This window comes from Streptomyces sp. R41 (assembly GCF_041053055.1).
Classification (GTDB): domain Bacteria; phylum Actinomycetota; class Actinomycetes; order Streptomycetales; family Streptomycetaceae; genus Streptomyces.
In genome coordinates this window covers 8,214,019-8,236,855 of record NZ_CP163443.1, presented here as the reverse complement: position 1 = coordinate 8,236,855, position 22,837 = coordinate 8,214,019, and the positions used below count along the sequence as shown (strand labels likewise).

Below are 22,837 nucleotides of genomic sequence, written 5' to 3'. Positions count from 1 at the left end.
CCCCGCGATCCGTGCTGAGATGCCACCACTCAACAGCTCAATGGTGTGCTCGGGGAGGGCAACGTGGCGCATACCGCCATGTCTGGTTCCGGAACGACTGCAGGGGACGATCCACTCCAGACCGCGGTATGGCGGCTGCGTTCGCGCGCCTGCTGGGCCGACGCGGCCGCGCTGCTCAAGCCGCACACGGCGGGGGCGGCGCTGCAGAGAGCCTCGCTCCTCGTCGAGCGGTGTCTGTACACCGAACAGGGCTGGGCCGAGGCGGAGGACGCCTTGCGCACGGCGGAGGCGGTGGCGCAAAGCGACGACGAGCGGGGCGCGGCGGCCTGCGAGCGCGGGCAGCTCGCGTACGCGGCCACGCTGCTCGGGGTGCGTGACCGGGCGGACGAGGCGCGCGCGGCGCTCGGCCGGGCGGCGGCGCTGCTCACTCCCGGGGCGCCCGGGCGGGCCCTCCTGGACTTCCGGCGAGGGCTGCTCGCCGAGAACCTCGCCCGCTCGCCGCAGTCCGCGCGGGCCGCGTATCGGCGTGCCCACGCGGGTGCGGTCGCCCAGGGCGACGCGCTGCTGCTCTCCTTCACCTGGCGGCACCTCGCCGGGCTCGCCCTGCGGGACGGGGAACTGGCGGAGGCGCGACACGGCTTCGCCGAGTCTCTGCGGATCCGTGAGGAGCTGGGGTATCTCGTGGGTACGGCTCCGGCGTTGGCGTCCCTGGCCGATGCGGAGGCCGAGCCTGAGGCGTCTCGGCTACGCGCGGAGGCGGGGCGGTTGTTCCGGTTGCTCGGGGGTGTACCCACCTGGCTGGCGGAGCAGTTGACTCCGCCTGCGGCGACGGCCTGATACCCGCGGGGAGGCAGTTCGTCGGCTGCGGCCGCGTCGTGGCTGGTCGCGCCGTTCCCCCGCGCCCCCGACTCTGCTTCCCTGCCCCGAGTTCACCAGTTCCGCCTCATTACTGACTCTGGACTCGCGCCAACAGGTCGCGGGCGAACGTCGCTACCGTCGTGCGAAGTTCGGGGTCGCGGGCCACGAGGACGACCACCGCCACGATCACGAGGAGCGTCAGGAAGCCGCGCAGTCCGCCGCCCCGGCCGCCGCCGTACGACATGGGGCGGTGCATGTGGGGCGCGCCGGAGTGACGGCCGTGGGCGCGGGCCATGTCGTGCATGTGGCGGTGGTGGCGTACGTGGTTCTGATGGATCTGCTGGGCCTGCTGTGCGGCCTGCTGTGCCTGTTGCTGGGCCATCCAGGACGGGTCGGGCATCGGTCTCTCCCCCGGTTTCGGTCCGGCTCTCGCCGTGTACGCGAAGGCACGCGTGCGGCCCGGGCCGGGTTCCCGGCGGCGGGGTGTGTTGCGTGGACCGTACGGATCCGTGACACGGGTGAGCGGAAGGGCACGTACCCGCTGCCTCAGGACGCTCCGGCGAAGTGCTCCCGCACCAGCGACTGCACGACCGTCAGGTCCTCGACGATCAACGCGTCCAGGAGGGCGGTGTGTTCGGCGGCGTCGGCCACGAGGTCGGCGCGGCCGCGGGTGACGGGGCCGCCGACGAGGGGCCACTGAGCGCGGCGGTGCAGGTCGTCCGCGATCTGCACCAGCTGGACGTTGCCGGCGAGGGCGAGCACCCCGCGGTGGAAGGCGCGGTCGGACTCGGCGTAGGTCGCGCGGCAGCCCGAGGAGGCGGCCCGTACCGTCGCCTCGGCGAGCGGGCGCAGCTCCGCCCAGCGTGCCGCGGGCACGGTGCGCGCGAGCCGCAGCATCACCGGAACCTCGATCAGCGCCCGGATCTCGGCGAGTTCGGCCAGCTCCCGCGTGCCGCGCTCGACGACGCGAAAGCCCCTGTTGGGTACGACCTCGACGGCGCCCTCCAGCGCGAGCTGCTGCATGGCCTCCCGTACCGGCGTGGCGGACACACCGAACCGCTCACCGAGCGCGGGCGCCGAGTACACCTCTCCGGGGGCGAGCTCGCCCGCGACGAGCGCGGTGCGCAGGGCGTCGAGGATCTGCCCGCGTACGGAGGCGCGCTGGACGACGGGACGCGCGGCCTCGACGCGCGGGCGCGGGATGGGCGCCTCACTGTGCGTGTGCTCACCGCGAGCCACGGCACCGGCCCCTTCGGCGGCGACACCCCGCTTGCGGTCCACGTCCGCGGCCTGCGGCTGCGCGGGCACCCGCACGGCTCCCGTACGGACGTCCGGGACCCCCGCACCGGCGGGGCCGTACGCATTGCGCGGGCCGGCCTGCTCCACGGGGTCCTCCTCCGGGCTTGGTGGTACTTGGGGGTCATTGCGGCGGTTGTTACCCGTCCGTCAAGCACCATAGGCGCACATGGCCTCAGTTCAAACATCATGTACACGGGGTAAGGTAAGCCTAACCTGCAAACGATCGTGAAGCGGTGGTCCCCGTATGCCCGCTCCCACCCTGCCCTCCGCCGCCCCGGCCGGCACCGATATACGCCCGGCCTCCTCGGTCGTCGCGGACGCGTACGCCCGGCTGACCGAGGTCTTCCCCGGGCTGAGCGTCACCGAGCTGGGACGCGGGGAAGCGGGACCACGGGACGGCGGCTGGGTCTCCGCCGCCCGGCTCGCGGAGGGCGGGGCCGAGCTCGACGCGTTTCTCGCGTGGGACGAAACACAGGTGCTCCGGGACTACGGGCAGCGGGCGCGGCCGGATGTCGTGGCGAGCTTCGGACTACACCGGTACGCCTGGCCCGCCTGCCTGCTGATCACCGTCCCGTGGTTCCTGCTGCGTCGCGTGCCCCGCTTTCCTGTGGAGCACGTCACATACGAGCGCGCGCTCGGCCGCATGGCCGTCCGCGTCACGACCTTCGCCTGCCTGCCCGGCGATCCGGCGGCCGGCCTGCCCGGCGCCCGGGTCGTACCGGACGAGGAGGCGCTGCGGGCGGAGGTGCGGGCCGCCGTGGCCGAGCATCTGGAACCGGTCCTCGGCGGCTTCGGCCCGCGTATGCGGCGGCGCGGCCGGGCCCTGTGGGGCATGGCGACCGACGAGATCGTCGAGGGCCTCTGGTACGTCGCCCATCTGCTCGGCGAGGAGCGGCGCGCGATGGGCGAGCTGGAGCTGCTGCTGCCGGGGTCGACGCAGCCGTACGTCGGCTCCGCCGCGTTCCGTGAACTGTGGGGTCCGGACGGGGAGTCGCTGCCCACCCGCGACCGGGCCAGCTGCTGCCTCTTCTACACACTGCGCCCCGAGGACACCTGCGCCACCTGCCCGCGCACCTGCGACGCGGACCGCGTGACCAAGTTGGCGGCCGCATCCGCCAGTTGACTCACCCTCAGGACGGGGCACGGCCCCGGATCCCGTAAGATCATCCGCGACCGGGACACCCGCGCGGTTACAGGCGATTCACAACTTCCTCACTTGTCGCAGGAACTTTCCGTGGAACCATCCGTACGGGTAATCTTATTCGCACTCAACTCCCGTCCCTCGCGCGGAAGTTCGAGCAGAATGTCGCCCTGCGCATCCCCTTGCACTCCCTTGGCGGCCTCTTGCCCCGAAACCCCCTGAGGGCCGACGTGATTGGGCCACTATGGCGGGCGTTACGCCCTATCCCAATGCAAGGGACCCCAGATGAGACTGACCGACATATCGCTGAACTGGCTGCTTCCGGGCGCCGTTTTGCTCCTGGGACTGCTGGCGGCGGTGGCGGTGCTCGCGCGCGGCAAGCGGTCCGGGGAGAACGCGAGCAGCGACGACTCGTGGGAGCGCAGCGAGGAGCGTCGCAGGCGTAAGGAGGCCATCTACGGCACGGCTTCCTACGTGTTGTTGTTCTGCTGTGCCGCGGTCGCCGCAGCGCTCTCCTTCCACGGCCTGGTCGGCTTCGGCGAGCAGAACCTCGGCCTCTCCGACGGCTGGGAGTACCTCGTCCCGTTCGGCCTGGACGGCGCGGCCATGTTCTGCTCCGTCCTCGCGGTGCGCGAGGCCAGCCACGGTGACGCGGCGCTCGGCTCCCGGATACTCGTGTGGACGTTCGCCGGCGCCGCCGCCTGGTTCAACTGGGTGCACGCGCCCCGGGGCATCGACCACGCGGGCGCCCCGCAGTTCTTCGCCGGCATGTCGCTGTCGGCCGCCGTGCTGTTCGACCGCGCGCTGAAGCAGACCCGCCGCGCCGCGCTGCGTGAGCAGGGCCTGGTCCCGCGTCCGCTGCCGCAGATCCGCATCGTCCGCTGGCTGCGCGCGCCCCGTGAGACGTACAGCGCCTGGTCGTTGATGCTGCTCGAGAACGTCCGCACCCTTGACGAGGCCGTGGACGAGGTGCGCGAGGACCGGCGCCAGAAGGAGCAGAACCGACTGCGCCGCCGGAACGAGGAGCGGGTCGAGCGGGCGCACCTCAAGGCGCTCAGCCGCGGCCACCGTGGGCTGCCCGGTCGCGGCGGCGCTCGGCAGCAGCTGGAGACCACCGTGGAGCGAGCTCCCGCCCAGGCCTCCGCGGAGCCTGCCATATCGCCGGAGCAGCTGCCCGTACGCTCGCGGCCCTCCCTTACGCCCGTCCGCAAGAGCACTGAGCCGATCACCGTCGACCTGACCGCCGAGGACGACACGATGGCCCTGCCTCGACTCGACTCCCTGGAGCGCAAGCTCAAGGACCTCGAGCAGCAGTTCGGCTGAGACCAAGGCCCAAGGGCCAGAGGTTCAAGCCGGACCTGAGCTCGAGCCCGGATTGCCCGGCCGGTTCACCGGCCGGGCCCGGACAGGACTACGGCGGCGTGGTGTGTTCCCTACACCGCGCCGCCGTCCAGTTCGAACCACACCGCCTTGCCCACCCCGTGCGCCCGTACGCCCCACGCGTCCGCGAGGGACTGGACGAGAACGAGGCCTCTGCCGTGCGTACCGTCGTCGGCGTTCGGTACCCGCAGTCTGGGCCTGCGTCCCACGAAGTCCCGCACCTCCACGCGGAGTCCGCGGGGTCCGACGGTGGCCGTCAGGACCGCGTCGTGGTCGGTGTGAATGAGTGCGTTGGTGACGAGCTCGCTGGTCAGCAGCTCGGCTATCTCGGACCTCCCCGGCTTCCCCCAGTGGCGTAACAGTTCCCTCAGTGCCTTTCGGGCCTCCGGCACGGCCCGCAGGTCCGCCCTTCCCAGCCTGCGCCTGAGCTGCGTGTCACCCGGCTGGTCCGTCACCTTGTCGGCCGCTTCCTCCACTGCCTTCGCGGAGGAGGCCCCGATGGCCATCGGACCACCTCCTCGTGCCTGCCTCTTCATGACCCCCGCCTGCACGCCGATGTCGGTTCCCTCCTGCTCGAACACGTTCACGGGAATCCATGCCCCGTCGGGAACGTGACAGTCATGTCGAATCGTCAACCACCCGCCGGGTGCCCACGGATGCGCGGCATCCCGGCGGGGAAGTGAAACTGTGGACAGAGCCGTCCGAGCGCCGAGGAGCCGCCGTGCACGACGACCGTTCGCTGGTGGAGGGGCGCCTGGAGCGCGCGCTGCGACAGTTCCTGCGCCCCGCGCAGTACGCGGACCGGGTGCCGCTGGTGCTGTCGGTGTGGCATGTGCCCGGCGAGCCGGTCCCCGTCGACCAGGCACTGCAGGCCGCGTACGAGCCGTTCACGACCGGCACGGTCTGGGGAAAGCCCTGGTCGACGAGTTGGTTCCGCATCGAGGGCCGGGTGCCCGCGCAGTGGTCGGGCCGCCGTGTGGAGGTGGTGATCGACCCCGGCTTCACGGGTGACGGACCCGGATTCCAGGCGGAGGGGCTCCTGTACGACGCTGCCGGCGTCCCCCTCAAGGGGATTCACCCGCGCAACCGGCATCTGACCGTCGCGGCACCCGCGCGGGGAGGCGAGGCCGTGCATCTGCTGCTGGAGGCGGCGGCCAACCCGGCGGTGCTGCACGGCTTCGAGCCGACGTCCCTCGGGGACGTGCTGACCGCGGGCGATCGGCCCATCTACCGATTCGCGGCTGCCGATCTCGCCGTACTCGACGAGGACGTCTGGCGGCTCGTCCTCGACATCGAAGTGCTGTCGGAGCTGATGCACGAGTTGCCCGCGGACAGGCCGCGGCGGCACGAGATCCTGCGCGCGCTCGAGGACATGCTGGACGCCCTGGACCTGCACGACGTGTCCGGTACGGCGGCCGCCGCCCGGGCCGAGCTGACGGATGTGCTGTCCAGGCCCGCCTCGGCCAGCGCGCACCGGGTCTCGGCGGCCGGGCACGCCCACATCGACTCGGCGTGGCTGTGGCCGCTGCGCGAGACGGTCCGCAAGGCCTCGCGCACCTTCGCCAACGTCACCGCGCTCGCCCAGGACTACCCGGAGCTGGTCTTCGCCTGTTCGCAGGCCCAGCAGTACGCCTGGGTCAAGGAGCACCAGCCGCACATCTGGGAACGCATCAAGAAGGCGGTGGAGGAAGGGAATTGGGCCCCCGTGGGCTCGATGTGGGTCGAGTCGGACGCCAACATGCCCGGCGGCGAGGCGCTGGCCCGGCAGATCGTGCACGGCAAGCGGTTCTTCCAGGAGGAGCTGGGCGTCGAGACCGAGGAGATCTGGCTGCCCGACTCCTTCGGCTACACGGCCGCCTTCCCTCAACTGGCGAAGCTCGCGGGCGTCCGCTGGTTCCTCACCCAGAAGCTGAGCTGGAACCAGTCCAACAAAATGCCCCACCACACCTTCTGGTGGGAGGGCATCGACGGCACTCGCGTCTTCACCCACTTCCCGCCCGTGGACACGTACAACTCCCAGTTCCACGGCCGTGAACTCGCCCACGCGGAGAGGAACTTCGCCGACAAGGGGCGGGCCACCCGCTCACTCGTCCCCTTCGGCTGGGGCGACGGCGGGGGCGGCCCGACTCGCGAAATGCTGGAGAAGGCACGGCGGTTGCGGTCGCTGGAGGGCTCGCCGCGCGTCGAGATCGAGAAGCCCTCGGCCTTCTTCGCGGCCGCCGAGGAGGAGTACGGAAGCCACGCGCCGGTGTGGTCCGGCGAGCTGTATCTGGAGCTGCACCGGGCCACGTACACCACTCAGGCGAAGACGAAGCAGGGCAATCGCAGATCGGAACACGCTCTGCGCGAGGCCGAGTTGTGGTGCACGGCGGCGGCCGTACGCGATCCCTCGTACGCCTACCCGTACGACGCCCTCGACCGGCTCTGGAAGACGGTGCTGCTGCATCAGTTCCACGACATCCTGCCGGGGTCGTCGATCGCGTGGGTGCACCGCGAGGCACGGGAGACCTACGCGCGGGTGCTCGCGGAGCTGGAGGAGATCACGGCGGAGGCGGTACGGGCGCTGGGGCCGGGCTCGCCCGCCGCGCTGAACGCCTCGCCGTACGAGCGCACGGAGGTGGTCGGGGACGGGCTGGTGACGGTGCCGGGACTCGGGAGTGCGGCCGTATCGGCCACTGTCGAAGAGGGCGTCCGGGCCGAACGGACCGGGGACACCGTCCTCTTGGAGAACCGATGGCTGCGGGTGACGATCGACCGCGACGGGCTGCTCTCCTCCGTCCGGGACCGCGCGGCCGACCGCGAAGTGCTCAGCGGCCCCGGCAATCTCCTCCAGCTGCACCCGGACCACCCCAACGCGTGGGACGCCTGGGACATCGACCGGCACTACCGGCGCAGGCACACGGACCTGACGGCCGCCGAGTCGGTGGAGCTGGTCGAGAGCGGGCCGCTGCGGGCGACGGTCCGCGTCGTCCGTGTCTTCGGCACGTCCCGCGTCACCCAGGAGATCCGGCTGACGGCCGCGAGCCGCCGGCTCGACATCGTGACGGACATCGACTGGCGGGAGTCGGAGAAGGTGCTCAAGGCCGCCTTCCCGCTCGACGTGCACGCCGAACGCTCCGCCGCCGAGATCCAGTTCGGCCATGTGCACCGTCCCACCCACACCAACACCGGCTGGGACGCGGCCCGTTTCGAGATCTGCGCGCACCGCTGGCTGCGGGTCGCGGAGGACGGGTACGGCGTGGCGGTCCTCAACGACTCGACGTACGGCCATGACGTGACCCGCACACCGCATGAGCACGGGCTGGGCACGACCGTACGGCTGACGCTGCTGCGCGCCCCGCACAGCCCGGACCCGGAGACGGATCTGGGCACGCACCGGTTCACGTACGCGCTGCTGCCGGGCGCGGGCGTGACAGACGCCGTCGCGGAGGGGCTCGCGCTGAACCTGCCGCTGCGGTCGGCCGCGGCGCCCTCGCTCGAACCGCTGGTGAGCGTCGACAACCCGGCCGTCACCGTCGAGTCGGTCAAGCTCGCCGAGGACCGCGGTGGCGATGTGGTGGTCCGGCTGTACGAGTCCCGGGGCGGGCGCGCGCGGGCCACCCTGAGCACCGGCTTCCCAGTGGCCCGGACCGAGGTGACCGACCTGCTGGAACGGCCGCTGCGCGAAGCCCCGTCGGAGTTCGAGCTGCGGCCGTTCCAGATCCTCACGCTGCGGCTGCGACCGGCGTAGGGTCCGGGCGCGCTACGTGCCGCCGATGCCCTTGTCGCCGACGTGGATGATCGTGTGCCCCTCCTGGTCATGTCGACGACGAGCTCGGTGGTCGTCCGGTCACCTCAGGTCAGGGTGATGGCGGCCCGGCCTGCCGCCCTACTGGTACGCGGGCTGCCGCTGGGCGCCCCGCACCGGCTAGGGTCGCGGAACGTTGCGCAGGTTCGAGCGGGCCATCTGCACCATCCGGCCCACTCCTCCGTCGAGCACGATCTTCGACGCCGACAGCGCGAACCCCGTCACCATCTCCGCGCTGATCTTCGGCGGGATGGACAGGGCGTTGGGGTCGGTGACGATGTCGACGAGGGCCGGGCCCTTGTGCTTGAAGGCGTCCTTCAACGCGCTGGCCAGCTGCTTGGGCTTCTCGACCCGGACGCCGTACGCACCGCAGGCGCGGGCGACGGCCGCGAAGTCGGGGTTCTTGTTCGTGGTGCCGTACGAGGGCAGGCCGGCCACCAGCATCTCCAACTCGACCATGCTCAGCGAGGAGTTGTTGAAGAGGACGACCTTCACCGGCAGGTCGTACTGGACGAGGGTGAGGAAGTCGCCCATCAGCATGGAGAATCCGCCGTCGCCGGACATCGAGACGACCTGCCGGTCCCGGTCGGTGAACTGGGCGCCGATCGCCATCGGCAGCGCGTTCGCCATCGAGCCGTGCGAGAACGAACCGATGACGCGGCGACGGCCGTTGGGCGAGATGTAGCGGGCCGCCCAGACATTGCACATCCCGGTGTCGACCGTGAACACCGCGTCCTCAGCGGCGAGTTCGTCGAGCACGGAGGCCACGTATTCGGGGTGGATCGGGATGTGCTTCTCGACCTTCCTCGTGTAGGCCTTGACGACGCCTTCGAGCGCGTCGGCGTGCTTCTTCAGCATCTTGTCGAGGAAGCGCCGGTTCTCCTTGGGCCTCACGCGCGGGATGAGACAGCGCAAGGTCTCCTTCACATCGCCCCAGACCGCCAGGTCCAGCTTCGAGCGGCGGCCCAAGTGCTCGGGCCGGACGTCGACTTGGGCGATCTTGACGTCGTCGGGCAGGAAGGCGTTGTACGGGAAGTCGGTGCCGAGCAGGATCAGCAGATCGCACTCGTGGGTGGCCTCGTAGGCGGCGCCGTAGCCGAGCAGTCCGCTCATGCCGACGTCGAAGGGGTTGTCGTACTGGATCCACTCCTTGCCCCGCAGCGCGTGCCCGACCGGGGACTTGATCTTCCCGGCGAACTCCATGACCTCGGCGTGCGCACCCGCCGTGCCGCTGCCGCAGAAGAGGGTGACCTTGTCCGACTCGTCGATCAACGCCACGAGCTTGTCGATCTCGGTGTCGCCGGGGCGGACCGTGGGCCGGGCGGTGACGAGGGCGGTCTCCAGGGGCTTGTCCGGGGCGGGCTCGGAGGCGACGTCACCGGGGAGGGAGACCACGCTGACGCCGGACTGGCCCACCGCGTGCTGGATCGCCGTCTGCAGCAGCCTCGGCATCTGCTTGGGGTTGGAGATCAGCTCGCTGTAGTGGCTGCACTCGCGGAAGAGCTGGTCGGGGTGGGTCTCCTGGAAGTAGCCGAGGCCGATCTCGCTGGACGGGATCTGCGAGGCGAGGGCGAGGACCGGGGCCATGGAGCGGTGTGCGTCGTAGAGGCCGTTGATGAGGTGGAGGTTGCCGGGGCCGCAGGAGCCGGCGCAGGCGGTGAGCTTGCCGGTGATCTGCGCCTCCGCGCCCGCGGCGAAGGCGGCGGTCTCCTCGTGCCGGACGTGGATCCAGTCGATGGCCGAGTTGCGCCGAATGGCGTCGACGACAGGGTTGAGGCTGTCGCCGACGACGCCGTACAGCCGCTTGACGCCCGCGCGGGCGAGGATGTCGACAAACTGTTCGGCGACGTTCTGCTTGGCCATGCTTCACGCACCTCTTCGCGATCCTTGGATCCCTTGGATCCCTTGGGCATTTCGGGTCCCCCGGGTCCCTTCGTCCATCCCTCGGGTCCATGAATTCACAGGGCGTGCGGTTACGCCTCCCAAACGGCCGCGGCCGTCCGATCGTCGGCGTACCCCTTCACCCTCACCAAGGTGTCCGCGAGGAACGCGGCGAGGCCCGGTGGTTCCGCCGCCGACCACCGCTCCGTCAGGTGTTCGGCCAGTTCGGGTTCGCCGCGCAGCGGCTCCGCCAGGCCGCCGGTGCACAGCAGGAGCGTGTCACCCGGGCGGGCGACGGAGGCGCGGAAGCGGAAGGGGTCGCGCGGCGGCGCGGGGGCGGGTTCGTACGGGCTCGGGGGCGTCGCGATGCCCAGGTCCATGGTGAGCCGATCGCCCTCCGGGGTCTCGTGGGGCAGCGATCCGAAGCCGACCACGGCCTCGCCGGTGGCCTCCGCGACCCGCGGCTCGATGTCCTGCCACTCACCGTCCCGCAGCCGGAACAGACCGCCCGCGCCGACGCCGAAGAAGACGCGCGTACGGCACCCCGGGTCGGCCGGCAGCAGCAGGCAGCGCAGGCTGGCGGTGTACTCCTCCGGTTCGATGCCCTGCTCGGCCGCGCTCGCGCGCAGTTTGCCCAGGCTGCGGTCGATGAGTCGGTGCAACCCCGACTTCAGGTCGCCGCGCCGGGCGGCCCGGATGTCCTCGGCCAGCCGTGCGTGACTGCGCCCCACGGCGCGCCCGATCCACTGGCACGCCTCGGCGGCCGCCCGGTGCGCGCCCGGCGTGGCCCGCGCGCCGGTCGCCATCGCCACCAGGACCAGCGCCTGCTCCCCCGTCCCGAACCGGGCGGTGAGCAGCGAGTCCCGGCGCGGCTCGCCCCGGTACCGCGCGGAGTCCCCGCGCACGGACACGGCCCGCAGCGTGCTCGTCCCGTAGCGCGCCCCGTCCAGCACGGTGTCGGCGACCAGGTCGTCGAGCTCGTCGGGGTCGGCGGGCGGGAGCGCGGTCGGCTCGGCGTCGTAGGTGGGCGGGCCCGAGCCCACGTAGTCGACGGCGGGCGGCTGGTGAGGGACGGAGAGGGCGGGTTCGCCTGGCGGGGCGTCCTCGGGGGCGGAGGTGGGCCGCGGGGGCCGGGCGTCGGACGGGGTGATGGGCAAGGTGTCGCCCGGAGGCACGGCGGGCGGTGACGTGGGGGCCGGTGGCGCGTCCACGGGTGCCCTCGGCACGGGCACCGCACTGCCGGGCGATTCCGTGGACGTACGGCTCCTGGGCTCCCGTGCGGGGAACCCCGGCGGCGTCGGCCCGGGCGGGAAGGTCGCGGGAGCCGGTGGTTCGGTGGGCGGGGGCTCCCAGGGGGCGGGTTGCCGGGCGAGACCACTTCGCCGCAGTGGGCCGGGGTCGGGACTCAGTTCGGGAACGTCACCTCGCTCCCACCGCCCGGGGCCCGGCGTCGGCCCCTCACCGCGCGGCGTCGCTCCGGGCCAGGCCACGGAGGCGGATGCGCCACCACGCTGCTCCGGTACGGCAGGAGGCCGCTCCGGAACGGCGGGAACGGGAGACGAGTCCGGCACCGCGGGAGGCCGCTCCGGCCTGGACGGGACATCGGGCTCGGGCCCGTCCGGTCGGCGGGCCGCGGCCCCCGGGCCCGCGGCGGACCCCAGCCCCATCGTCCCCGCGGCCGACGCGAACCGATCGTCCAGAGAATCGGCCGCGGCCGCGGGCCCCGTGTCCTCGGTGGAGTCGTCGTACAACTGCCCCCACCAGTCGTCCTCATGACCGGTGGGCTTTTCCCCCTGCTGGCTCATGCCCCCAATTGTCCACCGCGGGAGCCGGATGAAAACGGGGCATCCGGAAAAACCGGCCAGAGGGTTGGAAGCCGAACAGTGAGACGAAACCGCCGGGCGGTCCCACCCCCCACGGGAGAACCGCCCGGCGGCGCTTGGATGACCGGACTGGCGCACGTCGTAGGCGCCCGGGTCACGGTCTGGGTGACCGAGTTGCCGTGCGCGTCGGTCAGTTCGGCCCTGAGTGTGACCTGCTTCCCTGAGGCTCCGCTGTGATGCACCGTGGCGGTCCACTTGCCGTCCGAAGGATGGTCTCCGCGGACGTCCAGGTCTCGCCACCGTCGTACCAGTACGACAGCCGCACCGGCCTGGCCTCGACGAAGAGTCCCTCGTCGACGCGACCCGCGGCGATGGCCGCGACGGCGCCCTCGGCACAGACGTACAGGTCCTTGCCGGACTGCCGGGTCAGGGTGAAGGGATTGGTGCCGTCCTCACCGGGCAGGGCGGTGGCCCCGTCCTTCGTCACCAGGACACGGCCTCCGGTGACAAGTGTGACGACGGCGCCCGGGGCGGTGGCCCCGGTACGGGTCAGCGGTCTCGGCCGCTGTGCCGCCGCCGTGGGTGTCGTGACGGCAAGGACGGCGGCGGTGGCCGCCCCGATCGCCGTACGGGCTGTCGCTCTCCCCAAAGTCCCACTCCCCAAGGTAGCTCCACCCGCGTCCGCGACGAGCCGGTGCGGCCCGCATCCCGCATCTGTCCAGGCCGAACAGGCCCAAGAAGGGCATTGCGGACGGTGGTTGGTGCTGCGGTGGCGTGAGCTTGGCAGAGAGGCGGGGTGTGCGGCGATGATGTGCCGAGGCGGGTTTGCGCCGTGGCCGATTTCCGCCACGGGCGGGCCGGAACGGATCCAAGGGGAGGGACGTCGCCGGATGCTGGGAGCGATAGGTCTGGACGAGACGCACGAGTCGGCGTACCGGGCGCTGGTGTCCGTGGGCGCCGCCGACGTGCCCGATCTAGCGCGGCGGCTCACGCTCGGCGAGTACGACACCGAGCGCGCCCTGCGCCGGCTGGAGCGTCACGGTCTCGCCGCCCAGTCCTCGGCCCGGCCCGGGCGCTGGGTCGCGGCGCCGCCCGGGGTCGCCCTCGGCGCGCTGCTCACCCAGCAGCGGCACGAGCTGGAGAAGGCGGAGCTGGCGGCTGCGCTGCTCGCGGAGGAGTACCGGGCGGCGGCCGCCGAACCGGCGGTGCACGACCTGGTCGAGGTGGTGATCGGCGCGGCGGCGGTCTCCCAGCGGTTCCTGCAGCTCCAGCTCGGTGCCGCCGAGGAGGTGTGCGCGCTGGTCACCGGGAATCCGGTCGTGGTCTCCGGGATGGACAACGACGCGGAGGAACAGGCCGCGGGCCGGGGCGTCGGCTACCGCGTGGTGCTCGAACGGGCGGTCCTCGACCAGCCCACCGGCATCACCGAGCTGTCCGCCGCGCTCAGCCGCGACGAGCAGGTGCGCGTCGTGGACAAGGTGCCGACCAAGCTGGTGATCGCCGACCGGACGCTCGCGATGGTCCCGCTCACCTCGCACACCGCGGAGCCCGCGGCGCTCGTGGTGCACGCGAGCGGACTCCTCGAGCTGTTGTCGGGCCTCTTCGAGTCGGTGTGGCGGGACGCGCTGCCGCTGCGCCTCGGCAGCAGGGGCGTGAACGAGCAGGAGCCGGACGGCCCTGACAGCACCGACCTGGAAATCCTGTCACTCCTGCTGGCCGGGCTGACCGACGCGAGCGTCGCCAAGCAGCTCGATCTGGGCCTGAGGACCGTGCAGCGACGAGTGAAGCGGCTGATGGAGCTGACGGGCGTGACGACGCGACTGCAGCTGGGCTGGCACGCGTACGAGCGGGGCTGGGTGGCGCGGGACTGATACCGGCGGGAGGCCTGATATCAGCGGGGCTGGTGGGCGCGTGACTTCAGCGGGACTGGTGGGCGCGGATTGACACCAGCGGGCTGGTGGGCGCGGCACTGGAACCGGCCCAGGCCGTTGGCGCGGTACTGACCTGCGGTCGCACGTCCGCTCAGTCACTCTGGGCAGATGGGAGTCTGGGAACTCCTGCTGGTCGGCGTGGTGATCCTGCTCGGCCTTGCCGGAGTACTGGTGCCCGGTGTGCCGGGGTCGTGGCTCGTCTGGGCCGCGGTCCTGTGGTGGGCACTGACCGACCCACGGGCGCTCTCCTGGGCCGTGCTCGTCGGCGCGACCGTGGTCCTGCTGCTGGCCCAGGCGGTCCGCTGGGTGCTGCCTCCACGGCGGCTGCGCGCGAGCGGGGCCACCACCCGGATGGCGGTGTACGCCGGGACCGGGGCGTTGCTCGGCTTCTTTCTGCTGCCGGTGGTCGGCGCGATACCCGGCTTCATCGGCGGGATCTATCTCTCCGAGCGGCTGCGGCTGGGCGGGCACGGGCAGGCGCGGGCCGCGGCGCGGACCGCGATGCGGTCGGGCGGATGGAGTGTGCTGACGGAGCTGTTCGCCTGTCTGCTGATCATGGGGGCGTGGTTGGTGGCGGTGATCTGGGGCTGAGGCCTGCTGACGAGGCATACGGCCGTCATGCAGGACAGCCATACGACCGTCATTCATGTACACACCTACACATCGGATCTCTTCCCAGCCATTGACGGCCCATCGCACGCTCTCTACGTTGCGGTCTGGAATAGCTCCGATGAATCACCGTGCGTACGTTGCCGAATGAGCCGCCAGGAGGCGCGATGCCCAGCCCGTCCAGACGTACCGTTCTCGCCACCGGATCCGCGCTCGGCGGGACGCTTATCGCCGGAGGCCTGCCCGCGCAGGCGAGGGCGTCCGTCCACGAAGGCGCCGCCGACCCCTGGCGCACCGTCCTCGACGACGCCGACCTCGTCTGGCAGCGGATGCCGAAGACCTGGTACGAGGGGCCGTACCTCGGCAACGGTTTCCTCGGCTCCGGCATCTACGCGGAGCCGGGCGCGGAGAGCACGGCCGTGCGCTTCAACGTGCAGCACTCCGAGGTGCAGGACCACCGCCCCGAGTTCGGCTCGCTCTTCGGGCTCGCCCGGCTGCCCATCGGCCACTTCACGCTGGAGCCGGTGGGCACCATCACGGGCCTGGACTGGCGGCTCGGACTGCGCGACGCCGAGCTGACCGGCACGCTCACCACGGACCGGGGCACGCTCACGCTCCGCGCGCTGGTGCACAACTCCCGCTCGGTCCTCGCCGTCGAGGTGACACCGAGCGAGGGCGAGCGCGACTTCCGATGGGTGTTCCATCCGGCCGACGCGATCAGCCCGCGCGCCGCCTTCAAACCGCTGCCGGACGGTTATCAGGGCAACCCGCCCGCCGAGGTCGCCGAGCACGACGGCATCCGGGCCGCCGTACAGCCGCTGCTGTCGGGCGGACAGCACGCGACCGCGTGGCGGGAGCGGACTCGGGGCGAGACACGCACCCTGTACGTCCATGTCGCGCACTCGTACCCGAAGTCCACGGCACTGGACCGGGCGCTCACCGCCGTGCGCGGGGCGTCGGCGTTGCCGTACGACCGGCTGGCGCAAGCACATCGCGCCTGGTGGCACGCCTACTACCGCAAGAGCTTCCTCTCCCTCCCCGACGCGCGCATCCAGCGCTTCTACTGGATCCAGCTGTACAAGACGGCGTCCGCCGCCCGCCGGGACGCGCCCGTGATGGCCACCAGCGGACCCTGGCTGGAGTCCACACCGTGGCCCAACACCTGGTGGAACCTGAACGTGCAGCTGGAGTACTGGCTGATCCACGGCTCGAACCATCTCGAACTCGACGCGGTGACAAGGGCGTTGAGCGAATACCGGGACAACCTGTCCAAGGAGGTCGCGGAGCGGTACCGCGGCGACTCGCTCGGCATCCCGCGCACCACGGACCCCCACCTCGTCAACGGCGCGGCGGGCACCCTGACCGGCTACGGCGTCGGCATCCCCGGCCAGGATCCGCCCACTCCGGAGGTCGGCAACCTCACTTGGGCCCTGCACAACGTCTGGCTCAGCTATCGCCACACCATGGACGAGTCGATCCTCCGCGACGTCCTGTTCCCTTTGCTGCGGAAGGCGATCAACTACTACCTGCACTTCCTGGAGCCGGGCGCCGACGGCAAGCTGCACCTTCCGGCCACCTTCTCCCCCGAATACGGCGGCAACACGCGCGACTGCAGCTACGACCTGATGCTGCTGACCTGGGGCTGCCGGACTCTGCTGGAGTCGGCCGAACTCCTCGGTATCGACGACGAGTTGGCGCCGCGCTGGCGCGAGGTGCTGGCCAAGCGGGTGGCGTATCCCACCGACGCCAATGGTTTCATGATCGGCGCGGACATCCCCTTCGCGAAGTCGCACCGCCACTACTCGCACCTGCTCGCGGTGTACCCGCTGTACGAGCTGACGGGCCGCACACCCGACGAACGGGCCCTGATCGAGAAGTCGTTGGCGCACTGGGTCGGCTTCGAAGGCGCGCTTCAGGGCTACACCTTCACCGGCGCGGCCTCGATGTCCGCCCTGCTCGGCAAGGGCGAGGACGCGCTCGGGTACCTGGGTGAACTGATGACCCGCTTCATCCAGGCCAACACCATGTACAAGGAGTCGGGCCCGGTCATCGAGACCCCTCTCTCGGCCGCCCAGTCCCTGCACGACATGGTCTGCCAGTCGTGGGGTGGCGTCGTCCGCGTCTTCCCCGCGCTGCCCGCCGCGTGGTCGGACCTGACGGTCCACAACTTCCGCACGCAGGGCGCCTTTCTGCTCTCGGCGGTGCGCGAGGGCGGGGCGACCCGCTGGGTCCGGCTGGTCAGCGAGGCGGGTGCCCCCTGTGTCGTACGGCATGGCATCGGGGGGCCGGTGGACGTGCGGGACGCACACGGGCGGGCCCTGCGGTACTCCGACGCGGGCGGCGGCGCGATCCAAATCTCCCTGCGCAAGGGCGAGTCGGCGCTGATCACGGCGAAGGGGGACCGGCCGGACCTCACGATCGCGCCGGTGCGGTCGAACGCGGAGGCGCCCAAGTGGGGCCTTCCGGGAACGGCCTAGGGAATGAGGGTCGTCAGGTCGATGGTGTCCGCCATCGCCTTCATGCCCGCGTCGTTGAAGTGGAGGTGGTCGCCGGGGTCGTAGGCGGGGAGGATCCGGTTCGGCTTCGACGGGTCGCGGACGGTGGCATCGAAGTCCACGACCGCGTCGAAGAGACCGCGCGTGCGGATGACGGTGTTGATGGCCTGCCGTACGGCCTCGCGGGCCTGTGTGTACGCGGCGTGACCACCGTACGGAGTGAGTGTGGCACCGATGACACGGATGCCGCGGGCGTGGGCGTGGCGCACGATGCGGCGATACGCGTCCTCGATGGCGCGGGGGTCCGTCTGCTCGGGGGTGCCCTTGATGTCGTTGATGCCCTCCATCACGATCACCGCGCGTACGCCGGTGCGGGAGAACACATCGGCGTCCAGGCGGGACAGGGCGCTGGGGCCGCGGCCGTCGAGCAGGACGCGGTTTCCTGCGATCCCCGCGTTCAGGACGCCGTGGCGGCGGTACGGCGGGAGGCCGCGCAGACGGTCGGCGAGCCGGTCGGGCCAGCGGTGGTTGGCGCTGAACGTCGAGCCGGTGCCGTCGGTGATGGAGTCGCCGAGCGTGACCACGCTGCCCACGACGGCCGAGCCGAGCACATCGACACCGGTCACGTAGTACCAGTTCCCCAGAGTGACGGTGTAAGCGGTGCCGCTCTCGTCGGCGGTGCGATTGCCCTTGCGGGCAAGGAAGTTGGCCTGGAGGGCGGAGCGGTGATAGGTCGCCGGGCCCGAGTCCGCCGGGGTGTGGAGCGAGATCAGGAGGTTGGCGTCGGCGGGGACCTGGAGGGCGACGGGGTCGCTGACCAGGTCTCTGCCCGCGGGGATCGTCACCGATCCCGCGCCGGCGAAGGTGACGGTACGCATCGAGCCGGGGACGGCCCGCGGGCTGGTGGGCGCGCCCGGCTGCTGCAACGCCACGGTCACGGCGTCGAGTTGGAGCGGTGCTGTGCCGAGCCGGTTGGAGAGGCGGACGCGGGCGGCGCGGCCGCCGACGCTGGTGTGCACCACGTTGCGGATCGAGGCGCCGGGCAGCGCGGGGGCGGTGCCTGAGGCGGCGGCTTCCCAGGTGCCGGTCCAGGTCTGGCCCGGCGTGGAGGTGGCCCGGCCGGGCCCGGACTCGGCGAGCGCGGTCGGCGGGGTGAGAACCAGGGAGGTCACCAGGACGGCCAGGAGGTGCCGGACCTTGATCGCGCGAGTCATGGGGGCATGGTTTCCCTGGCCGCCGGCCCCCTCAACTCACTGTCACCCCAATGGATGCACCCGTACGACGTCCCCGTACTCCCCTGGACCTAGGACCAGCATCCGATGCGATCGCGGCGCGAGAGTGTTTGGCTGCTGTCATGACCGAATTCAGCGAGGCCGAGCGCGCGTACCTCAAGACGCAGCGGTTGGGACGGCTGGCCACCGTCGACCCCCACGGGCAGCCGCAGGCGAACCCCGTCGGCTTCTTCCCGCAGGAGGACGGGACGATCCTGATCGGCGGCTACTCCATGGGCGCCACGAAGAAGTGGCGCAACCTGCAGAAGAACCCGAAGGTCGCCCTCGTCGTCGACGACATCGTCAGCTTCTCGCCGTGGAAGGTCAGAGGCATCGACATCCGGGGAGAGGCCGAACTCCTCACCGGTCCACACGAGTTGGGTCCGCACTTCAGCGAGGAGCTGATCCGCATCCATCCGAAGCGGATCCACAGCTGGGGGCTGGAGGACTGAGCGGCTTGGGGATGGAGGACTGAGCGGCCGGGGGACGGAGGACTGAACGGATGGGGACCGGGAGGGCCGAGCGGCCTTGTGCGTCAGGTCCGTTGAAGATCACGTGGCGCGGCGGTCTTGGTAGGGTCGCGAGCCATGACCGCCACGGAACCCACCATCCTTGCCACTTCGGGTGGTCACCGCGTCGGAGACCGCACCCGGGTGACCTTCGACGCCCTCGTCCACCATGCCGTGGACCTGGCGGGGGTCCAGGGGCGCCGTCCGCGCGTCATGTACGTCGGGACGGCGATCGGCGACGCCGAGCACTTCACCACGCGCATGAGCGAGGCGGCCCGCGTGGCGGGCTTCGATCTGACCCCGCTCCACCTCTTCCCCATGCCGAACCTCAAGGACATCGAGGGATCGGTGCTCGAGCAGGACGTCGTGTGGGTGATGGGCGGTTCGGCGGCGAACCTGCTCGCCGTATGGCGCGTCCACGGGCTCGACGCGATCTTCCGGCGCGCGTGGGAGGCCGGGGTCGTGCTCAGCGGGGTGAGCGCCGGATCGATCTGCTGGTTCCGGGGCGGCACCACGGACTCCTACGGGCCCGAACTGCGCCCGCTCACCGACGGACTCGGGTACCTGCCCTACGGCAACGGCGTCCACTACGACAGCGACGAGGGCCGCCGCCCGCTGATCCACCGGCTGGTCGCCGACGGCACACTGCCCGTCACCCACTGCACGGACGACGGCGTAGGCCTTGTGTACCGGGGCACCGAGCTCGTCGAGGCGGTCACGGAGATACCGGGCAAGGGCGCGTACCTGGTCAGGCGCGAGGGGGGCGCGGCGGTCGAGGAGCGGCTGGAGCCACGTCTGCTGCCGTCGCCGCCGGGCTAGTTCACGCTGTTGCGCGCCAACTCGGCTTCGGTCCTCAGGTGTTGGACGGCGTAGGAACGCCAAGGGCGCCAGGCATCCGGGACGTCGTCGCCGGGCGGGGCCACATCGGGGTCGCCTAGGGCGCGGGTACGGATGACGGCGACGGTGTGTGCGTCCAGACCCGGCAGCGCGAGCAGCGCCTTCTGCGCGTCGTCGCGGTCGGCGCCCGCGTCGAGCCGCAGGGTGCCGTCGGCCAGGGCGGCGGTCAGGGCACCGAGGGTGCCGTCCGGCTCTGCCTCCGCGAGGACGGCCGGTTCCGGGAACACATGGGTGAGCGTGCCGCACGGAGCGTCCAGCGCCTTCCCGTACCGCCCGACCAGCCGCTCGGCCTCCGCTTTCCCCACCAGCGCGCGCACCGCCAGCTCGTCCGGGTCGGCGGCGCCCGGCGAACGCAGGCCCGGACGCGCGGCGACCAGCGGCCCCAGTCGCGCGTCGGCTCCCAGCCGCTCGTCCACGGCGTACGGATCGGCGTCGAGGTCGAACAGCCTGCGCAGCCGCTGGACGGCGGTGGTGAGATCACGGAGATCGGTGAGGTGGAGACGGGCGTCGAGCCAGCCGCCGGGGTGGGCGCCGTCGCTGTGAGTGGCGCGGCCACGGCTCCCGCCCGGCCGCTCGTCGACCGCGACGATTCCCGTGCCGTACGGGAGCCGGAGTGTGCGCCGGTACGTGCGGCGGCCACGGGTGCCGCTGAGGTCCTCGATTCCGGCGATCGCCTCGTCGGCGAGGAGGTCGAAGACGGCGGTGGACTGGTAGGGCCCCCGGTGGGCGAGGCGGATCGGGATCCCGGCGGTGGGCGCGGCCGCACGCAGGGCGGCGGAGCCGGTGCGCGGGGCGGCGGCACGCAGCTCGCTCGGTGTCGAGGCGTACACCGCGCGGATCGTGTCGTTGAACTGCCGCACGCTGGCGAACCCGGCCGCGAACGCGATCTGCGTGATCGGGAGGCCGGTGGTCTGGAGCAGCACCCGCGCGGTGTGGGCGCGCTGGGCGCGGGCCAGTGCGACGGGGCCCGCGCCGACCTCCGCGGTGAGCTGCCGCTGCACCTGGCGGGCGCTGTATCCGAGGTGCACCGCGAGCCCTCCGACACCCTCGCGGTCCACCACCCCGTCGCCGATCAACCGCATGGCCCGACCGACCACGTCGGCCCGCACATTCCACTCCGCGGACCCCGGCACAGCGTCCGGACGGCATCTGCGACATGCCCGGAACCCCGAGCTCTGCGCCGCGGCGGCGGTCGCGTAGAACCGTACGTTCTGCCGCTTCGGCGTCACCGCGGGGCAGCTGGGCCGGCAATAGATCCCCGTCGTCTCGACAGCGAAGAAGAACTCCCCGTCGAACCGGGCGTCCCGGCTCCGCACCGCCTCGTACCTGGTGTCTTCATACCTGGTCTCTGCGTCGATCACCCTTCCAGTGTGCGGGGCCTCCGGGGACGGGTCTGGCGGAAATCGGACATGGCGTTGGGCTTTTCTCGCCCCCTCCGCCCCTACCCGTCCCGTACCTGGGGGCTGCGCCCCCAGACCCCCTAAAAGATCGCGCAGTTCCCCGCGCCCCTTTTAGGGGCGCGGGGAACTGCGCGACAAGCCCCCACCCACCCGCAGCCGAAAGGCTGGTCGGGACGGGTAGGGACGGAGGGGGCGAGACAAACCCACCCCGGCCCCGGCCTACTGCCAACGCCCCCGCTTGGCCTCCATGGCGGCCCGCCCCTCCGCCCCCTTCCGCTTCCAGTCCCGTCGAATCTCGGCCCGCAGCCGCGCGTCCGTCTTGGCGACGATCCGCTGGTTCTCGCGCAGCAGCTTGCGATAGCTGTCGAGACGGCGTTCGGGAAGGGTGCCGGAGTCGAGGGCGGCGAGGACGGCGCAGCCGGGCTCGGCGACATGCGCGCAGTCGTGGAAGCGGCACTGCGCGGCCAGCTCCTCGATCTCGGCGAAGACCTGCCCGACGCCGGTCTCGGCGTCCCAGAGACCGACGCCCCGCAGTCCCGGGGTGTCGATGAGGACGCCCCCGCCCGGCAGGGCGAGGAGGTTGCGCGTCGTCGTGGTGTGCCGGCCCTTGCCGTCCATGTCCCGCGTGGCCTGCACATCCATGACGTCCTCGCCGAGCAGCGCGTTCGCGAGGGTCGACTTCCCCGCTCCGGACACTCCGAGGAGGACCGAGGTACCGCCGGCGAGGACGGCCTCGAGGACATCGAGGCCCGCACTCGTCGTGGAGCTGACCGTCAGCACCGGTACACCCGGCGCCGTCGTCTCGACGTCCTGGACGAGATGCCCGAGCGTCACCGCGTCCGGCACGAGGTCGGCCTTGGTGAGGACGACCACGGGCTGTGCGCCGGACTCCCAGGCGAGGGCCAGGAAGCGTTCGACGCGGCCGAGATCGAGTTCCACGGCGAGCGACACGGCCACGACGGCGTAGTCGACGTTGGCCGCGAGGATCTGCCCCTCGGAGCGCTTGGAGGAGGTGGAGCGCACGAAGGCGGTACGGCGCGGCAGATACGTCCGTACGTAGCGCGGATGGCCCGCGGGTTCCACGGCGACCCAGTCGCCGGTGCACACGACCCGCATCGGATCGTGCGGCGTCACGAACGCGGTGTCCGCGCGCATGACCCCGTCGGCGGTGACCACGTCGCACTGCCCGCGGTCGACCCGGATGACCCGTCCGGCCAGCAGACCCTCGGAGTCGTACGGGGCGAACTCGTCCGCCCACGCGTCGTCCCAGCCGTACGCCGCGAGAGGGTGCACTGCCGGAAAATCAAAAGCAGAGGAAGTCAAGGGAGACCCTTCACAAGGGTGGCCCCGGCAGGCGCGCTCAGGCGCGAAGGAGGAGGAAGGTCAGCCGGCGGCCACAGAGGTGGACTTGATGAACTTCTGGATGCGGGCAGCGCCCATCGCAAAGACAGCCATCGGTCAACACCTCCTGCTCTTCCCACACGCTTGCGCCGAAGGCGTCACAGCCCCTCGGCGTCGAACGACCCGACCATAGCCCAGTCCCGCACCACGTCGTC

Annotated in this window: 18 protein-coding genes; 9 read left to right on the top strand and 9 right to left on the bottom strand. The window is 71.6% G+C overall.

Annotated features, from left to right (window positions below):
* The first annotated feature begins 63 nt into the window (after window positions 1–63).
* Window positions 64–837: a hypothetical protein gene (locus AB5J53_RS37435; RefSeq protein ID WP_369250038.1), complete on the top strand. Its 774-nt coding sequence runs from the start codon at window positions 64–66 to the stop codon at window positions 835–837.
* 109 nt (window positions 838–946) lie between these two features.
* Here the strand turns inward: AB5J53_RS37435 and AB5J53_RS37430 are convergent, their stop codons facing one another.
* Together AB5J53_RS37430 and AB5J53_RS37425 are read right to left on the bottom strand one after the other, a co-directional pair.
* On the bottom strand, window positions 947–1,258 hold the full coding sequence (locus tag AB5J53_RS37430) for a hypothetical protein (protein ID WP_369250037.1): 312 nt from the start codon (window positions 1,256–1,258) through the stop codon (window positions 947–949).
* A gap of 146 nt (window positions 1,259–1,404) precedes the next feature.
* Window positions 1,405–2,244, bottom strand: coding sequence for a GntR family transcriptional regulator (locus AB5J53_RS37425; protein WP_369250036.1), 840 nt, complete (start codon window positions 2,242–2,244; stop codon window positions 1,405–1,407).
* Between the two features lie 157 nt (window positions 2,245–2,401).
* Between AB5J53_RS37425 and AB5J53_RS37420 the strand changes: the two genes are divergently transcribed.
* Together AB5J53_RS37420 and AB5J53_RS37415 are read left to right on the top strand one after the other, a co-directional pair.
* The gene (locus AB5J53_RS37420; protein ID WP_369250035.1) at window positions 2,402–3,280 is read left to right on the top strand and encodes a (2Fe-2S)-binding protein; all 879 of its coding nucleotides are present in this window, start codon (window positions 2,402–2,404) and stop codon (window positions 3,278–3,280) included.
* 303 nt (window positions 3,281–3,583) lie between these two features.
* Complete coding sequence (locus AB5J53_RS37415) at window positions 3,584–4,621, top strand: DUF2637 domain-containing protein (RefSeq protein WP_369250034.1); 1,038 nt, start codon at window positions 3,584–3,586, stop codon at window positions 4,619–4,621.
* 110 nt (window positions 4,622–4,731) lie between these two features.
* Here the strand turns inward: AB5J53_RS37415 and AB5J53_RS37410 are convergent, their stop codons facing one another.
* Entirely contained in the window at window positions 4,732–5,184 is a 453-nt protein-coding gene (locus tag AB5J53_RS37410; RefSeq protein WP_369250033.1) for an ATP-binding protein, read from the bottom strand.
* 215 nt (window positions 5,185–5,399) lie between these two features.
* Between AB5J53_RS37410 and AB5J53_RS37405 the strand changes: the two genes are divergently transcribed.
* Complete coding sequence (locus tag AB5J53_RS37405; protein ID WP_369250032.1) at window positions 5,400–8,408, top strand: alpha-mannosidase; 3,009 nt, start codon at window positions 5,400–5,402, stop codon at window positions 8,406–8,408.
* A 177-nt stretch (window positions 8,409–8,585) separates the two neighbouring features.
* Here the strand turns inward: AB5J53_RS37405 and AB5J53_RS37400 are convergent, their stop codons facing one another.
* From AB5J53_RS37400 to AB5J53_RS37390, 3 genes are all read right to left on the bottom strand, one after another.
* Window positions 8,586–10,328: a pyruvate dehydrogenase gene (locus AB5J53_RS37400; protein ID WP_369250031.1), complete on the bottom strand. Its 1,743-nt coding sequence runs from the start codon at window positions 10,326–10,328 to the stop codon at window positions 8,586–8,588.
* Between the two features lie 110 nt (window positions 10,329–10,438).
* The gene (locus AB5J53_RS37395; RefSeq protein ID WP_369250029.1) at window positions 10,439–12,151 is read right to left on the bottom strand and encodes a protein phosphatase 2C domain-containing protein; all 1,713 of its coding nucleotides are present in this window, start codon (window positions 12,149–12,151) and stop codon (window positions 10,439–10,441) included.
* Between the two features lie 208 nt (window positions 12,152–12,359).
* On the bottom strand, window positions 12,360–12,818 hold the full coding sequence (locus tag AB5J53_RS37390; RefSeq protein WP_369250028.1) for a hypothetical protein: 459 nt from the start codon (window positions 12,816–12,818) through the stop codon (window positions 12,360–12,362).
* Window positions 12,819–13,059: 241 nt separating this feature from the next.
* On the opposite strand from AB5J53_RS37390, the gene AB5J53_RS37385 reads away from it, so the two are divergent.
* The 3 genes from AB5J53_RS37385 to AB5J53_RS37375 all read left to right on the top strand — a co-directional run bounded on the left by AB5J53_RS37385 (window position 13,060) and on the right by AB5J53_RS37375 (window position 17,186).
* A complete protein-coding gene (locus tag AB5J53_RS37385) occupies window positions 13,060–14,040 on the top strand; it encodes a winged helix-turn-helix transcriptional regulator (RefSeq protein WP_369250027.1) in 981 nt (326 codons plus the stop codon).
* 168 nt (window positions 14,041–14,208) lie between these two features.
* Entirely contained in the window at window positions 14,209–14,691 is a 483-nt protein-coding gene (locus AB5J53_RS37380; protein ID WP_369250026.1) for a DUF456 domain-containing protein, read from the top strand.
* A gap of 185 nt (window positions 14,692–14,876) precedes the next feature.
* A complete protein-coding gene (locus tag AB5J53_RS37375; RefSeq protein WP_369250025.1) occupies window positions 14,877–17,186 on the top strand; it encodes a glycoside hydrolase family 95-like protein in 2,310 nt (769 codons plus the stop codon).
* On the opposite strand, the gene AB5J53_RS37370 is transcribed toward AB5J53_RS37375, so the two are convergent.
* A complete protein-coding gene (locus tag AB5J53_RS37370; protein ID WP_369250024.1) occupies window positions 17,183–18,418 on the bottom strand; it encodes an SGNH/GDSL hydrolase family protein in 1,236 nt (411 codons plus the stop codon). The two genes, AB5J53_RS37375 and AB5J53_RS37370, sit on opposite strands and share 4 nt — an antisense overlap.
* A 140-nt stretch (window positions 18,419–18,558) precedes the next feature.
* Here AB5J53_RS37370 and AB5J53_RS37365 point away from each other — a divergent pair, with 140 nt between their 5' ends.
* Window positions 18,559–18,927 (top strand): PPOX class F420-dependent oxidoreductase, encoded by a 369-nt coding sequence (locus AB5J53_RS37365; RefSeq protein ID WP_369250023.1) that lies wholly within the window; start codon window positions 18,559–18,561, stop codon window positions 18,925–18,927.
* 135 nt (window positions 18,928–19,062) lie between these two features.
* On the top strand, window positions 19,063–19,803 hold the full coding sequence (locus tag AB5J53_RS37360) for a Type 1 glutamine amidotransferase-like domain-containing protein (RefSeq protein WP_369250022.1): 741 nt from the start codon (window positions 19,063–19,065) through the stop codon (window positions 19,801–19,803).
* Here AB5J53_RS37360 and AB5J53_RS37355 read toward each other — a convergent pair.
* Together AB5J53_RS37355 and rsgA are read right to left on the bottom strand one after the other, a co-directional pair.
* Complete coding sequence (locus AB5J53_RS37355; RefSeq protein WP_369250021.1) at window positions 19,800–21,242, bottom strand: DNA-3-methyladenine glycosylase 2 family protein; 1,443 nt, start codon at window positions 21,240–21,242, stop codon at window positions 19,800–19,802. The two genes, AB5J53_RS37360 and AB5J53_RS37355, sit on opposite strands and share 4 nt — an antisense overlap.
* 258 nt (window positions 21,243–21,500) lie before the next feature.
* Complete coding sequence (rsgA, locus tag AB5J53_RS37350; protein ID WP_369250020.1) at window positions 21,501–22,604, bottom strand: ribosome small subunit-dependent GTPase A; 1,104 nt, start codon at window positions 22,602–22,604, stop codon at window positions 21,501–21,503.
* Window positions 22,605–22,837: the final 233 nt, after the last annotated feature.